The sequence below is a fragment of the Ruminococcoides sp. genome (genome assembly GCF_057037865.1).
The window spans coordinates 289,957-305,454 of the sequence record NZ_DBLZMS010000002.1; the positions used below are offsets into that span (position 1 = coordinate 289,957).

Annotated in this window: 16 protein-coding genes; 6 read left to right on the forward strand and 10 right to left on the reverse strand. The window is 41.6% G+C overall.

What is annotated here, in order from left to right; genetic code table 11:
- Window positions 1–62: 62 nt before the first annotated feature.
- From gyrA to dnaA, 10 genes are all read right to left on the reverse strand, one after another.
- Window positions 63–2,633 (reverse strand): DNA gyrase subunit A, encoded by a 2,571-nt coding sequence (gene gyrA, locus AC2HW8_RS03085; protein ID WP_117951522.1) that lies wholly within the window; start codon window positions 2,631–2,633, stop codon window positions 63–65.
- Between the two features lie 423 nt (window positions 2,634–3,056).
- The gene (locus AC2HW8_RS03090; RefSeq protein WP_021883881.1) at window positions 3,057–3,488 is read right to left on the reverse strand and encodes an acyl-CoA thioesterase; all 432 of its coding nucleotides are present in this window, start codon (window positions 3,486–3,488) and stop codon (window positions 3,057–3,059) included.
- Window positions 3,489–3,529: 41 nt separating this feature from the next.
- Window positions 3,530–5,461, reverse strand: coding sequence for a DNA topoisomerase (ATP-hydrolyzing) subunit B (gene gyrB / locus AC2HW8_RS03095; RefSeq protein ID WP_242956377.1), 1,932 nt, complete (start codon window positions 5,459–5,461; stop codon window positions 3,530–3,532).
- Between the two features lie 149 nt (window positions 5,462–5,610).
- Window positions 5,611–6,006 carry a hypothetical protein gene (locus tag AC2HW8_RS03100; protein WP_303665885.1) on the reverse strand — a complete coding sequence of 132 codons (396 nt, stop codon included), beginning with the start codon at window positions 6,004–6,006 and terminating at the stop codon, window positions 5,611–5,613.
- A gap of 11 nt (window positions 6,007–6,017) precedes the next feature.
- Window positions 6,018–6,749, reverse strand: coding sequence for a hypothetical protein (locus AC2HW8_RS03105; protein ID WP_296641997.1), 732 nt, complete (start codon window positions 6,747–6,749; stop codon window positions 6,018–6,020).
- A gap of 26 nt (window positions 6,750–6,775) precedes the next feature.
- Window positions 6,776–7,048: an extracellular matrix regulator RemB gene (gene remB, locus AC2HW8_RS03110; protein WP_015523018.1), complete on the reverse strand. Its 273-nt coding sequence runs from the start codon at window positions 7,046–7,048 to the stop codon at window positions 6,776–6,778.
- Window positions 7,048–8,145 (reverse strand): DNA replication/repair protein RecF, encoded by a 1,098-nt coding sequence (recF, locus tag AC2HW8_RS03115; RefSeq protein ID WP_021883884.1) that lies wholly within the window; start codon window positions 8,143–8,145, stop codon window positions 7,048–7,050. The genes remB and recF overlap by 1 nt, the downstream gene beginning before the upstream one ends.
- A 20-nt stretch (window positions 8,146–8,165) precedes the next feature.
- On the reverse strand, window positions 8,166–8,378 hold the full coding sequence (locus AC2HW8_RS03120; protein ID WP_015523017.1) for an RNA-binding S4 domain-containing protein: 213 nt from the start codon (window positions 8,376–8,378) through the stop codon (window positions 8,166–8,168).
- Window positions 8,368–9,474 carry a DNA polymerase III subunit beta gene (gene dnaN, locus AC2HW8_RS03125; RefSeq protein WP_015523016.1) on the reverse strand — a complete coding sequence of 369 codons (1,107 nt, stop codon included), beginning with the start codon at window positions 9,472–9,474 and terminating at the stop codon, window positions 8,368–8,370. Before dnaN ends, AC2HW8_RS03120 begins: the two co-directional genes overlap by 11 nt.
- Before the next feature lie 229 nt (window positions 9,475–9,703).
- A complete protein-coding gene (dnaA, locus tag AC2HW8_RS03130; protein ID WP_015523015.1) occupies window positions 9,704–11,062 on the reverse strand; it encodes a chromosomal replication initiator protein DnaA in 1,359 nt (452 codons plus the stop codon).
- A gap of 406 nt (window positions 11,063–11,468) precedes the next feature.
- Here dnaA and rpmH point away from each other — a divergent pair, with 406 nt between their 5' ends.
- The 6 genes from rpmH (at window position 11,469) to mnmE (ending at window position 15,496) form a co-directional block, all read left to right on the forward strand.
- Window positions 11,469–11,603, forward strand: coding sequence for a 50S ribosomal protein L34 (gene rpmH / locus AC2HW8_RS03135; RefSeq protein ID WP_015523014.1), 135 nt, complete (start codon window positions 11,469–11,471; stop codon window positions 11,601–11,603).
- Between the two features lie 66 nt (window positions 11,604–11,669).
- A complete protein-coding gene (rnpA, locus tag AC2HW8_RS03140; RefSeq protein WP_015523013.1) occupies window positions 11,670–12,011 on the forward strand; it encodes a ribonuclease P protein component in 342 nt (113 codons plus the stop codon).
- Between the two features lie 4 nt (window positions 12,012–12,015).
- The gene (gene yidD / locus AC2HW8_RS03145) at window positions 12,016–12,255 is read left to right on the forward strand and encodes a membrane protein insertion efficiency factor YidD (protein WP_015523012.1); all 240 of its coding nucleotides are present in this window, start codon (window positions 12,016–12,018) and stop codon (window positions 12,253–12,255) included.
- Between the two features lie 9 nt (window positions 12,256–12,264).
- Complete coding sequence (locus tag AC2HW8_RS03150; RefSeq protein WP_484327138.1) at window positions 12,265–13,272, forward strand: YidC/Oxa1 family membrane protein insertase; 1,008 nt, start codon at window positions 12,265–12,267, stop codon at window positions 13,270–13,272.
- A gap of 4 nt (window positions 13,273–13,276) precedes the next feature.
- Window positions 13,277–14,086 carry an RNA-binding cell elongation regulator Jag/EloR gene (gene jag / locus AC2HW8_RS03155; protein ID WP_242998691.1) on the forward strand — a complete coding sequence of 270 codons (810 nt, stop codon included), beginning with the start codon at window positions 13,277–13,279 and terminating at the stop codon, window positions 14,084–14,086.
- 42 nt (window positions 14,087–14,128) lie between these two features.
- Window positions 14,129–15,496 (forward strand): tRNA uridine-5-carboxymethylaminomethyl(34) synthesis GTPase MnmE, encoded by a 1,368-nt coding sequence (gene mnmE, locus AC2HW8_RS03160; protein ID WP_306527958.1) that lies wholly within the window; start codon window positions 14,129–14,131, stop codon window positions 15,494–15,496.
- Window positions 15,497–15,498 lie beyond the last annotated feature (2 nt).

A 15,498-nucleotide genomic window follows, 5' to 3' on the forward strand; every position in this document is an offset into this window, starting at 1 on the left:
CCAAATTTTCATATGTGTCAAAAACTCCACTTAAAAAAGTGGAGTTTTCTTATTTTTATCAATTATTCTTCCGTATTTTCTTCGGTTGAATCAGAAGTTTCACCCTCGTTATTTTCGGAAACTTCTTCTGCAACCGCTTCTGACGGTTCACCGTTTTCTGCGTTATCTTCGCTCTCGGCTGATTCATCATCTTCACCGTCAATGTGGGGAACACGGGCGATTGTTACAACCCTGTCGTCACCGTTTACTTTCATTACGGTTACACCCTTTGAAGGACGGGCGCAAACACGAATTGATTCGGCGGCAATTCTGATAATAATACCTTCTTCCGAGATGATAATAATATCATCGTCAAGGTTAACCACCTTGATAGCGGCAACATCGCCGTATTTTTCCGTGTGGTAGTTGGTAAGACCTTTACCGCCACGGCTCTGAACACGGTAATCATCGGGACTTGAAAGTCTGCCGTAGCCTGTTTCGGAAACTGTGAGAACAAGACCGCCCTCACGGACAACACTCATTCCGACTACGCAATCGCCCTCTTTGAGAGCCATTGCCTTAACACCTCGAGCCTGTCTGCCCATTGCACGAATGTCGGTTTCGTTAAAGCGAATAGCCATACCTTTCTTGGTGGCGATAATAACCTGACTGTTACCGTCGGTCATTCTTACCCACGCAAGTTCGTCACCCTCATTGAGTTCAAGAGCGATAAGACCGCCCTTTCTTGAAGTATTGTATGCATTGAGTTCAATACGCTTGATAATGCCCTGACGGGTGACCATAACAAGGTATTTTTCCTCGTCAAATTCAGGCACTCTTATCATTGAGGTTACCTTTTCGTCGGGTGAAATCGGAATCAGATTTGCAATATTCACACCCTTTGACTGACGGCTTCCCTCGGGAACTTCATAGCATTTAAGGCGATAAACTCTGCCCTTGTCGGTAAAGAACAGAACATAATCGTGTGAATTGATAACGAACATTTCAGCAGCAATATCTTCTTCACGGCGTGACATACCCGATACACCGCGACCTCCTCTGCGCTGAATTTTGTAGGTATCGGCAGAAAGACGCTTTACATATCCAAACTGTGTAAGTGTAAGAACGCACTCCTCCTGCGGAATAAGATCCTCAATATCAACCTCACCGCTGACAGCACAAATTTCTGTTCTTCTCGGATCGGCATATTTATTACGAATCTGCATAATTTCTTCTTTTACGATTTCAAGCTGTCTTGGCTCGCTTGCAAGAATTTCGAGATATTCTTCAATTTTTGCGTGGAGGGCTGCAATTTCATCCTCAATCTTAGTCTGCTCCATATTTGTGAGCTGACCGAGACGCATCTGAACGATAGCCTGAGCCTGAACATCATCAAGACCGAAACGCTCCATAAGACCTGCTTTTGCGCTTGCAGTATCCTTGCTGTTTCTGATAATTTTGATTACCTCGTCAATGAAGTCAAGAGCAATCTTCAAGCCCTCAAGAATGTGAGCTCTGTCACGGGCTTTTTTGAGGTCAAAATCAGTACGGCGGCGAATAACCTCAGCCTGAAATTCAATATAGCATTGGAGCATTTCCTTGAGTGAAAGAATTTTAGGCTCGCCGTCAACGATAGAAAGCATAATTGCACCGAAGGTTGTCTGCAACTGCGTGTATGAGAACAGCTGGTTAAGAACAATCTGAGGTGAGGCATCTCTCTTGATGTCAATTTCAATGTGCATACCCTTACGGTCGGAATGATCCTCGATATTTGAAATACCCTCAATTCTCTTATCCTTTACGAGGTCGGCAATGTTTTCAATAAGTCTTGCTTTGTTGACCTTGTACGGAAGCTCCGTAACGATAATTTTATATCTGCCGTTTTTAGCTTCGATAATTTCGGTCTTGGCTCTTACGGTAATTTTTCCTCGACCTGTTGCATAGGCGGCACGAATACCGCTTCTGCCCATGATAATACCGCCTGTCGGAAAGTCGGGGCCGGGCATACACTCCATAATCTCTGCAAGCTCGGCATCGGGATTGTCAATGAGAGTACAAACTGCATCAATTGTTTCACCGAGGTTATGCGGCGGAATTTCGGTTGCCATACCAACGGCAATACCGCTTGAACCGTTTACGAGAAGGTTTGGAAAACGGCTTGGAAGAACAGTCGGTTCTTTAAGACGGTCATCGTAGTTCGACATAAAGTCAACCGTGTTTTTCTCGATATCCGTGAGCATTTCAAGAGAAATTTTACTCATTCTTGCCTCTGTATAACGGTAAGCGGCAGGCGGGTCACCGTCCACCGAACCGAAGTTACCGTGACCGTCAACAAGCATATATCTCATGGAAAAATCCTGTGCAAGACGAACCATTGCGTCATAAACCGAGGCGTCACCGTGAGGGTGATACGAACCAAGCACCTGACCTACCGTATCGGCACACTTGTGGTACGGCTTTGACGGATCAAGACCGATTTGATTCATTGTATAGAGTATTCTTCTGTGAACAGGTTTCAAACCGTCTCTGACATCGGGCAACGCACGGGAAACAATAACGCTCATGGAGTAGTCCAAAAAGCTTTTTCTCATTTCATTTTGCAGATCGACATCAATAATTCTCGAATTCTTGTTCTGATTCTGTTCGTTATCCATATTCTTTCCTCGCTTTTCAAGCTCTTGTTACTGTCTGTTCAATAATTTATAATAATGTTATTTTGCGCTTTTTTGGGTGGTTTAGTGTGTGATTTTGTTTCAGTAGGGGCGTTCATTGGACGCCCGCCTTGATGAAACGATTTGTTTTACACATATTTTTTGATGTGATGAAAAGTGTGTATGAATTTTGCGGCATTCATCAAAATTGATTTTAAATACAGTTTGTACCGTTACTTGCGGGCGGCCAATGACCTCCCGTCTGAAATATAGTCGCAATGCGTTGCACATAAATGTGCCGCCTTTTGCTCGTTATTTCAGACAGCGCTTTGCTCCCTTTTTCCGCCACCGGCGGCGGTCGCAAGGCTACCCCTACTAACCCGTTAAAACGAATTTCACTGATAAATAAATTTAAAAAATTTAATATCAAAAGTGTTTTACTGCGGCTGAAATATCTTCGTAGAGTTTCGGAAAGCGTTTTTTGATGCTTGTGGGACGGAATGTTTTGGAATCTACAAAACCGTGTTCGGTTGTGCCGTAGCCAAGTTCGGTTTCCGAACCGTCCTTTTCAATACGCTTTACCGTGTATGTAAAAATAATTCTTGCGGCTGTGATAGTCTGCACCCAAGTGCGGATAATCAGCTCGTCCTCATAAAGGGCAGGGATTCCAAAATGACAACTCAGGTTCAAAAGGGGAGTCATTACACCTGCATTTTCCATGTCTGTGTAGCTGATTCCGAACATTTTGATATAGTCATTTCTTGCTATTTCGTACCAAATCGGATAATTTGAGTGGTGTACAATTCCCATTCTATCCGTTTCTGCGTAACGAACTGTAACTTTTGTTCTTGCGTGCATAAAATCACCCCGTTTTCAAAATTTTGGTTTATCGTAATATATCAGACATCGAGATTCTGTACATACTTTGCATTTTTCTCAATGAAATCTCTTCTCGGCTCAACCTTGTCACCCATAAGAATTGTGAAGGTTTCGTCTGCCTGTTCTGCATCACTGAGATCAACACGAAGCATAAGTCTTGTTTCGGGATTCATTGTTGTTTCCCAAAGCTGCTCGGAGTCCATCTCACCAAGACCTTTGTATCGCTGAACTTCGGTTTTACCCTCAATTTGAGCCAGAATTTGGTCACGCTCAAGGTCCGAATACGCATATTTATGCTCTTTGCCCTTTGAAATTCTAAAGAGAGGCGGCTGGGCAATGTAAACATGGCCCTCTTCGATAAGCGGACGCATATATCTGAAAAAGAAAGTTAAAAGAAGGGTTCTGATGTGCGAACCGTCAACATCGGCATCCGCCATAATGATAACCTTGTCGTATCTGAGCTTTGCAATATCAAATTCATCACCTATGCCTGTGCCGAGCGCAGTGATAACGGGCATAAGCTTGTCATTTCCGTAAACTCTGTCAATTCTTGCTTTTTCAACATTGAGCATTTTACCCCAAAGAGGGAGGATAGCCTGAATTCTTCTGTCACGGCCGCCCTTTGCTGAACCGCCCGCAGAGTCACCCTCGACTATGAAGATTTCTGTTTCACTGCTGTCTTTTGACTGGCAGTCGGCAAGCTTACCCGGAAGCTGTGCGGAGTCAAGCGGAGATTTTCTTCTTGCATTTTCCCTTGCTTTTCTTGCAGCCTCTCTTGCTCTTGACGACGCAAGCGCCTTTTCAAAAATTACCTTTGCAACAGCAGGATTTTCTTCGAGATAAACAGAAAGCTTATCCCTCATAAGGCGGTCAACCATTGCTCTTACCTCGGTATTACCGAGTTTTGCCTTGGTCTGTCCTTCAAACTGAGCCTCTTTGAGCTTTACACTGACAATTGCGGTAAGTCCTTCACGAACATCTTCACCGCTGAGGTTCTTATCATTGTCCTTCAATTTTCCAAACTTTCTTGCATAGTCATTCATAACATAGGTGAGTGCTCTTTTGAAGCCTTCTTCATGAGTACCGCCGTCGGTTGTATGAATGTTGTTTGCAAAAGTGAGCAGATTTTCGTTGTAGCTTTCGTTGTACTGGAGTGCAATTTCAACCGCAATCGTGTCATCTGCGTTTCTTGACGCAAAGTAAATTACATCGGGATGAATAACTTCAAGAGAACGCTTTTTGTGAATATACTCAACAAAGCTCTTGATACCGCCCTCATAGACAAAGTTATTCTGAATAATATTTTCAAGGTCACGCTCGTCACGAAGCTCAATGTGAACACCTGCATTGAGAAATGCCTGTTCACGAAGTCTTCTTTCCAAAACGCTGTAATCGTAAACCGTAGTTTCTTTAAAAATTTCAGGGTCGGCTTTAAAGCGTACTTCCGTACCCTTAACATCAGACTTTCCGATTTTTTGAAGGTCGGTTACAATTTTTCCTCTTTCATAACGCTGGAAGTAAACATCCTCGCCGTCACAAACCTTGACTTCGAGCCACTCGGAAAGTGCATTTACAACAGACGCACCTACGCCGTGCAAACCGCCCGAAACCTTGTAACCGCCTCCGCCGAATTTTCCGCCGGCGTGGAGAACTGTGAATACAACCGTTACGGCAGGGAGTCCTGTTTTGCTGTTGACACCGACAGGAATACCACGGCCGTTATCGGTTACTCTGATTATATCGCCCTTTTCGATAACAACATCAATTTTTGTACAATAACCTGCAAGTGCTTCGTCAATTGAGTTATCTACGATTTCGTAAACAAGGTGGTGAAGTCCTCTCGGTCCTGTTGAACCGATGTACATGCCGGGACGCTTTCTTACAGCCTCAAGTCCTTCAAGAACCTGAATTTCATCTGCACCGTATTCCTGTTCAACCTTTGAAAGCTCCATACCCTCGGATTCGCCGTCAAATTCAACCAATTTTTCAGCCTCAATCTCTTTTTCGTAGGCTTCATCAATGGCTTCTTCGTTTATATTTTCGTTGGTTTCATCAATATTTTCATTCATATTTTCGTTGTTTTCAAGATTATCCAAAACACTTACCTCCGTTTATTCGATGAACGAACAGCGTTTTTGTTCGTTTGTTTTTTCTGCTGTTTTTTTGATATTTGAATACTTTCGCTTTTTTGAGCGTCTGCTCCGAATTTTCTGAATTTTGTAAAAAACGGCACAAAAAGCAGAAAAAACAGTATAAGTACGATGTTTGTAATCATCAACGCTATCACATTTGTGCCTGAAAAAGCCGTCATTTCAAAGATATTGACGAAAATTCCTATCACAACTGCAATCAAAAATAAAATCCAAAGTCCCGAAAATGAGGTTTTGAACTGCTTTTTGCAGTGATAGCAGGTGTGAATTTTTGTATTTAAGCTCTTCCTTGCATCACCGTAACGATAAATTGCGTGACAATGCGGGCATACGGGCAGTCTGAACACAATATCACCCGTTAAAACTTTCTGTTCACGGAATAACGGTTGCCGTCATCCGTTTTTTTATTTTCCGAAGCTTCCTCGGAATTTATGTAGTGTCTGCTTCTGTTCACCATATGGTGCTGGGGCATTTCGGAGTGAATTTTTTTGAGTGTTGCTCCGCTTGACGCATGATTCTCACTTGTATTATTAATCACGGAAACATATTCCTGCTTTTCAAAAGACGATGAATCGGAAGAAATCTCATTTGAATCAAGTCTTTGTCTTGCGGCATTTCTTTCGGCTCTGATTTTATTAAATACATCCGTGTTAATTTCAAAATTATCATCGGTATCATTCTGCTGAGGAGTGATACTCGGAAAAGTATAGTTTTCATCCTCGTCAAGTTCAGAGGTAAGAAGATTGTCGGAATAAGCGATACCTGCTTTTTTTGCCTCCATAGACTTACGGTATTTCTTGTACGGCTCATAGTGAACGAAGTTCGGTGAAGCTGCCGTAAAAATTATAAGCGGAATCGCAACGAGTAAAATTCCGAGAGGATTGCTCACAAGACCTGCAAGAATCCAACCTGCCATTATTGCAAGAGAAATTACCACAGCAACAATAAAAAACAAAATTACCTTCTTATCAACTGCAACCTTGCTCTCTTTTCCGCACTTTTGGCAGATATATTCTGCTTTTCTTCTGCTTGCAAACGATGAGGTATATGAAATTCTTCTTCCGCAGTAGGGGCATTTTCTCATTTTCATACACAGAACTCCTTTTTATATCCGTATCAACGGTACATAAGCTCCTTATAGGGAGATTGACTTCTTTTTATGAGTGTTTTGGATGAAAGCTGGCTGATATAAACGGTAATTTTGCCGTTTTTTTCACAGACAACAAAGGATTTCGGCAATTCAAACGAAACATTTACAACTCTGCCTCTTTTTTCGGCAGCAGTAAGATAATCCCTTGTCTTTTTTGACACTGTACACTCGTCCATATCGAAAATTCCGATAACCGTTTCGGTTGTGATAACGGTGTCCTGTCCGAGATGAAGATACATCAGCTCACCTCTCCGTTGTTCAGCAGAAAGATTTTTCCGTCTTTAAGCTGTTCTTTATTCGACTTTTCACAGCAGGTAATAAACACCTGACATCCGTGAAGTTCGTTGAGTAAAAAATCCTGTCTTTTTGCATCAAGCTCAGAAAGCACATCATCAAGCAGAATAACGGGTTCTTCGCCCATTCTTTCACGCAATACAGATGCCTCGGCAAGCTTCAGCGACAGAACCGCACTTCGCTGTTGTCCCTGAGATGCAAAAGCTCTGGCATTTTTACCGTTTATTATTATTTCAATATCATCACGATGAGGACCGTAATTTGTAAAACCCGTCCTTATATCGTCACTCTTGTGTTTTTCAAGCTTACACTTGAGTTTTTCATAAATTTCACCGACCGTATCATCCTCGGAGGCTTCATATCCCGACATATAACGGATTTTCAGCTCTTCTTTGCCTTTTGAAATTCCGTTATGATATTCAACGGCACGGTCGGAAAGCATTTTTACATAGTCGATTCTGTTTTTTACAAGCACTGCGCCGCTTTTCAAAAGCGGTTCATCCCATACGGGAAGTGTGTCCGCAAGTGACGGCCGCCTGTAAATGTCTTTCAAAAGCGAATTTCTTTGATTGAGAATCCTGTTGTATTTTGAGAGAACAACCGCATTTTTAAGCTTTTCACGACAGATTGCGCTGTCAATAAATTTTCTCCGCTCACCCGGACCTCTTTTTATAAGGCTGAGGTGCTCGGGAGAAAATACAACGGCGCAAAACCGTTCAATCAGTGCGGCGGCTGAATTTTTCTGCACACCGTTGATTTCTACGGACTTTTTTCCGCCCCTGAAAAGAATTTTTGCTGTTTGCTCACGCTCCTGACCGAGAAAACGCATCTCAATCCTCGCAAAATTCTCATCCCAATTGATAATTTCGCTGTCCTTTGAACCTCTGAAGCTGTGACCTCCGCAAAAAAACCACAGTGCCTCAAGCAAATTTGTCTTTCCCTGAGCATTGTCACCGTAAATTATATTTACTCCGTCACAAGGAGTGATTATATTGTCCTTTAAATTTCTGTAATTTTCAAATTTAAGAGCAATTACCTTCACTTACTTCATCAATCCCAAAGTTATTCAACGATTATTTCAAGACCGTCAAACACAGCCGTGTCGCCGACACGCATTTTTTTGCCTCTCATTGTGCAGATCTCACCGTTTACGGTAACATCTCCGTTCTGAATTACAACTTTTGCCTGTCCGCCGGTTTCAACCGCACCGCCGAGTTTAAGTAAATCCTGCAATTTTATGTATTCGCTGTCAATTTTAATTTTCTCAGTTTTCATTTGCCAACCTCATCGGAACAACTATGCTCAGATAGCTGTCACCCTTAACGGGTTTTACAATCATCGCCGTAAGTGAACCGTTGAGAATAAGCTTAATCTCATCGGTATCGGCATTTTTCAAAGCGTCAAGAAGGTATCTGTTGTTAAAGCCGATTTCAACCGACTCTCCGATGATAGGAACAGAGATTACATCATTGGCTCTGCCTACTGCAGATGTGCATGAAAGTTTAATTTCATCATCCGAAAAAATGCATCTTACCGGGCTTTGGATTCTATCGTTGTTCAAAAGCGACATTCTTTCAACTGCATCAATAATTGTTCTTGTATTGATAACTACCTCAGTTTTTGTCTCTTTCGGAATTGCAGACTTGTATTCTATGAATGTGCCCTCGATAAGACGGGAGATAATTCTGTAATTTTTGATTTTGAATGTGATATGTCGCTGACCGATGATAATTTCCGTATTTTCTTCGTCATCGGTGAGGAGTTTAAGCACCTCGTGCTGAGTTTTTCCCGGAACAACAAAACGGTTTTTGCTTTCGCTGTCTACATTTTCACTGCGAATTGCCATTCTGTAACCGTCAATGGCAATAATTTTGAATACACCGTCCTCAATTTCGTAAAGTGAACCTGTGTAAATAGGCTTTGCCGTGTTTTCGCTTACTGCGTAGACTGTCTGTCTGATCATATCACGCAGAATTTTTGCATTGAGAGTGATTCTGTCAGTCTGTTCAAATGACGGAAGGTCGGGATATTCAACAGATGACATACCGACAATCTGATAATTAACCTTTCCGCAGGCAATGTATGTAACCATACGCTCATCGGTTTCGATAAAGACAATCTCTTCGGGAAGTCGGCGTACAATATCAAGAAACAGCTTTGCGCTTACGACAATTTCGCCTTCTTCTTTGATTGTTGCCTCAATATCGGTTGTTATACCGATTTCAAGGTTATAACCTGAAATATTCAGTGTGTTACCGTATGCTTTTATAAGAACGCCTTCAAGTGCAGGAATTGATGCCTTTGTTGACACAGCTCTTGACACATTGGATATGGCTGTTGCCAAATCGGAGCGCAAACATGAAATTTTCATCGGGTGCATTCTCTCCTGTCTTTTTATTAATATTTTTATTGTAGTAGTAGTAGGGGATGTCAAAATGTCAAAAAGCGGTGAGATTCCGCATTGACACTGAAAAAAAGCATAAACAAAAGATTTTTTCGATTTGTTTGCTTTTGTTGACAAAAATATTTTTTAGTAAATTTTTCAACATCGGGTTGAAGAATGTTTATGGAATGTTGAAAAATATGTTAAATAATTCAGTCTATCTGTCACGGATATTTTTGATGGTATCGTCAATGATTTCTTTGACCTTTCTGTCCTTTTCCATCATCTTCTGAACCTTCTGAATTGTATATATAATGGTAGAATAATGACGGTTGCCGAATTCTTCACCGATTGCAACCATTGAAAGCGTTGTAAGCTCTCGTGTAACATATATTGCAATATGTCTTGCGTTGCTGATATTGGCACTGCGGTTTTTTTGTGAACGAATTTCGTCTGCCGAAACGCCGTAGGTTCTTGCAACCTCGTCAATAATGCGTTCAACGGTAACCTCGGGCGGAGCGTCATTGTTGAGAATGTCGGAAATTATGCCCTGAACCGAATTAATTGTCGGTTTTTCACCGTCAAGGTAGTATTTGGCTTTGATTTTTTTAACTGTTCCCTCAAGCTGACGAATATTTGCCTTGATTTTAGATGCAACATACTCGCAGACTTCGTCCGAAATTTCAACTCCGTCAAGCTCTGCCTTTCTTTTTATAATGGCAATTCTTGTTTCAAGATCCGGAGGCTGGATATCTGCAATAAGATCCTGCTCAAATCTTGAACGCAAACGATCCTCAAGAGTTTTGATTTCCTTAGGAGGACGGTCTGATGTGAGAACAATCTGTTTTCTTGCGTCATAAAGTGCGTTAAAGGTATGGAAAAATTCTTCCTGTGTACTTTCTTTACCGCCGATAAACTGAACATCGTCCACGAGCAGAATATCCGCCTGTCTGTATTTTTGTCTGAATTCATTCATCTTGGCAAGACGGAGCGACTCAACAAGCTCAACGGTAAAATCGTCGCCTTTTATGTAACAGATAACCTTTGACGGATCGTTTTTCTTGATTTCATTGCCGATTGCATACAAAAGGTGAGTCTTGCCGAGTCCCGAGTTTCCGTAAAGAAAGAGGGGGTTGTAGGCATGTGACGGATTTGTTGCAACTGCAAGACAGGCTGCATGAGCAAACTTATTTGACGAGCCGACAATAAATGTGTCAAAGGTGTATTCGTAAGAACTGCTGTCGGGGCTTTGCAAAAGAGGAGCGGTTGCCGCCGATGTTGTGATTGATGCCGCCGCAGACGGCTTTGATTTTTTCGGCGCATTTGCCGGTGTGCGGAACTCAATATTGAACTTTGTTCCGAAAATTTCTTCAAATCCCTCGTTGAGAAGCGACATATAGCATCTCCTCAATGTTTGGGCGTGAAAGTCATTTGGCACAAGCAGATAAGCGGTTCCGTTGTCAAAGTCAAGGTCAACGGGCTGAATTCTGCTGATCCATGTATTGTAGGCGATGTCGGTAATTTTAGATTTACAGTAATCGCTTATAACTTTCCATGCGTCTTCAAAGGAGTCCATTAATTTAATCTTTCCCTTCCACGGTGCAACACACTGCACCCATTTTCCATAATTATCCCATTTTGATAAAATACCATTCTGCTTTATTATAACGCAACAAATTTAAAATTGCAATTACAAAAAGCCATTTGTAATTTATTGTAATTTATACTTTATTATTATTAAAGTGCGCAAACAGGGTGCAAATTTTACAATAATTCGGATATATAGTGTGTGTTAAATTCTGCGTTGCAATATATTGTATTTACCGATAAAGAAAAATAATTTGCTGCTTTTTTTAAAATCAAAAGAAAATTTTAAATTTCATTTTTGAAAATAAAAAAATAAAAATTTTTGTTGACTACGGGCTGAAATTAAGATATAATGCTATATTGCAAGGTTATATTTTGAAGGGAGGGTTTTCATTATGTTGAGAACTTATCAGCCTAAGAAGCTCCACAGAAAAAAGGAGCACGGCTTCAGAAAGAGAATGTCTACATCTAACGGCAAGAAAGTTTTAGCCAGAAGAAGAGCTAAAGGTAGAAAAAGGTTGTCTTATTAAAGAGAAGACCACTTTTAACCGGTGGTCTTTCTTTTTTAATGCACCTGTTTGCAAGGTGGTAAATTTATGAGTGAATATATCACTTTGAAGGATAACAGGGATTTTTCCGGACTTTACAGACGGGGAAAATCCTTTGTTGGTCCTGTTTTGGTAACTTATGTGTTAAAGAATAAATCCGATAACCTGCGTTTTGGAATAACCACCGGCAAAAAAATCGGAAAAGCCGTAAGGCGCACAAGGTCAAGGAGGGTAATAAGAGAGGCTTATTACAAACTTTATCCCGATATAAAAAAAGGATATGACTTTGTTTTTGTTGCCAGAGGTAAAACACCCTATGTTAAAAGCACTGTTGTTTACAAGGAAATGAAAAAACAGCTTTCGCTTGCAGGTGTTCTTAAAGAGGGATAGTTTTATGAAACGAATTCTTCTGGCAATTATCAGGTTTTACCGGACCTCAGTTTCTCCGTTGACGGCAAGTCATTGTAAATACATTCCGACTTGTTCGCAATACGGTATTGAGGCAATTGAAAGGTTTGGTGCACTCAAGGGCACAGCGCTTACCGTTTGGCGTATTCTGCGCTGCAATCCGTTTTCAAAGGGCGGGTATGATCCCGTTCCGGAAAAAAAGCCAAAGAGTAAGAAATTAAAGTGAGGTAACCGTATGCAGATCTTTGGTTTTCTTGGAAGCTTGCTCGGCTATGTGCTGTGGGGAGCTTTCTATCTTCTTAAAGATTTCGGACTGTCAATTATCGTCTTTACAATTATTGTAAGACTTTGTATGTTTCCTTTTACAATCAAACAGCAAAAATCAATGGCAGGTACCGCAAGACTTTCCAAAAAACAAAAGGAAATTCAGGAAAAATATAAAAATAACAGACAAAAGGCACAGGAAGAAATATATAAGCTCTATGAAAAAGAGGGCGTAAAGCCGACAGGCGGCTGTCTTACGATGATTGTTCCGTTCCTTGTTCTTTTCGGAGTATTCTACGCTGTTGCATATCCGCTTACAAACACGCTTCATATCGACAGCGCAAAGGTAACCGAAGCTCTTAACTATGTAAATACAATTCCCGGATATACTGCGGCGTCGGGCGCAACCAATGCCACATATCAGGAAATTTATTTTTTGAAGGATTTCAGCTGTTTCCAAAATATTGACGCTATTCAGCAGATTTTTTCTGCCGACCAGCTCAATACAATCACTATGTTTGAAAAGGGATTTAATACATTCGGTATGAACCTTTTCGCAATTCCGCAGGACTACGGTCTTTGGAGTCCGATGATTCTTTTCCCTGTAATATGTTTTGCATCAAACGTACTTACACAGTTTATCACAATGAGAATCAACGGAAAGAACAATCCTATGCAGCAACAGCAGGGCTGTATGAAGGTTATGATGTATGCAATGCCGCTTTTCTCGGCATATATCGCCTACATTGTTCCGTCAGCCGTTGCATTTTACTGGATTGTATCTTCACTCGTAAGCCTTGTTCAGTCAGTTATCGTGGGCAAGCTTTTCAGCCCTCAGAAAATGACAGCAACATCCGAAGCAAGACACGCCGCTCTTATGTTTGAGCAGGAGGCTCTTGTTCAGTATAACTATGTTCCGCACGGTCTTTCAGAGAGTGCAGAAGAAAATACAAATTCCAAAAAGAAGAAAAAGAAGTAGAAGTTTGAAATCAGGTGATATTGTGATTAAAGAAGCTATCGGCATTGGCGATAACGAAGTTGACGCATTAAACGATGCAAAAAAGCAGCTTGGTCTTGACGAAAATGCAGAGGTTGATTTTGAGGTTATCCAGAGAGCCGAAAAGAAAAAATTCGGTCTTTTCGGAGGTCAGCCTGCAAAGGTTAGGGTTACTCTCAAAGAAACTCCTGCAGAAAAAGCAGAACAGTTTTTGAGAGATGTTCTCGACAACATGAAGCTTGAAAGCGTTATGATAGAGAAGAAAGAAATTGAAGGCGGTATCGAGTTCAATCTTTCGGGTGAGGATGTCGGTTTTGTAATCGGCAGAAGAGGTGAAACACTTGACTCACTTCAGTATCTTACAAGCCTTGTTGCCAACCACTCTGACAACAGCTATTTTAAGGTAACTATTGATACCGGAAACTACAGAGAAAAAAGAGAAAAGACTCTTGAAATTCTCGGTAGAAAGCTTGCTTTCAAAGCTGTTAAAACCGGCAGAAAGACAAATCTTGAGCCAATGAATCCTTATGAGAGAAGAATTATTCACACTTCTGTTCAGAAGGTAAACGGTGCTATTTCATGGAGCGAAGGCGAAAACGCAAACCGCCATGTTGTTATCGGTCCTGATCCAAAGGCAAAGCCCGTTCGCAGAAACGGCGGTTATAACAACAGAGGCAGAGGCGGCAGACGCCCATACAGCGCAAACCGTTCCGAGCATAACACTCCCGCAAACCCTGACAGAAAGCCCCTTAACGAGGGCGGTGCAACAGGTCTTTACGGAAGAATAGACAAATAATTACAGGGCGGTTTTTAACCGCCCTTTTTTCTTGGTGATTTTATGAATTACGATACAGTTGCCGCAATAAGTACCGCTCAGGGCGAGGGCGGTATCGGCGTTATTAGAATTTCGGGTGACGATGCACTTCGGATTGCCGACAAAATTTTCTACTCCGTTTCTGGTAAAAAGGTTACTGAGATGAAAGGCTATACGGCATCGTTCGGAAAAATTTCAGAAGACGGTGAAGATATTGACGAGGCGGTTGCACTTGTTTTTAAGGCGCCTCACAGCTATACCGGTGAAGATGTTGTTGAACTTTCGTGCCACGGCGGACTTTACATTACAAAAAGAGTTCTGCGTGCTGTTCTCAATGCCGGCGCCGTTCCGGCTCAGGCAGGAGAATTTACAAAGCGAGCATTCCTAAACGGCAAAATTGACCTCACCGAAGCAGAGGCTGTAATTGATATTATAAGCGCTAAAAGCAGAGGGGCGGCAAGGTCTGCTCTTTGTGTAAAAGAGGGTGCTTTGCGTAAGAAAATTGACGGTGTAAAAAATGACCTCCTCTCAATGGCGGCTCACCTTTCTGCGTGGGCAGATTACCCCGAGGAGGATATTGCCGAGGTTACGGCTGATTCCGTAATTGAAACCTGTGACAATGCAATCAAGTGTTTTAAGTCCTTACTTGACAGCTATGACTGCGGTCAGGCGATAAAAAAAGGCATTGATACCGTAATTGCCGGCAGACCGAATGTAGGAAAAAGCACGCTTATGAATTTGCTTTCGGGATATGAAAAGAGTATTGTAACCGATATTCCCGGAACTACGAGAGATATTGTTGAAGATACGGTAACTGTGGGTGATGTTGTTCTGAATCTCAGCGATACGGCAGGACTTCGTGATACTGAGGATACGGTTGAGAAAATCGGTGTTGACAGAGCGAGAAAAAGACTTGAGCAATGCGGTCTTTTGCTTGCTGTTTTTGATAACAGCAGAGAACTTGACGAGGACGATTATGCACTCATTGAGTCTGCAAAGCTTGTGCCTTCAATTGCTGTAATTAACAAGACTGATCTTGATAATAAGCTTGATATAGAATATATCAGTAAAAATATAAAATATATAGTATATATATCTGCAATCAGTGGTGACGGCAGAGATGAATTAACAAAGGCTGTTGAAAAAATTGCAGGAACTCAAAACTTTAATCCGAGTGAAGGCGTTCTCTCAAATGAAAGACAGCGAATTGCCGTTAAAAATGCACTTGATTCGGTTGTTGAGGCAATGAACGCACTTAAATGCGGTATGACATTTGACGCAGTAACAGTTTCAATTGAGGATGCAATTTCACACTTGCTTGAATTAACGGGTGAGAGAACAAGTGATGAGGTTGTGGATAGGGTGTTTCACAACTTCTGCGTAGGAAAATAGGT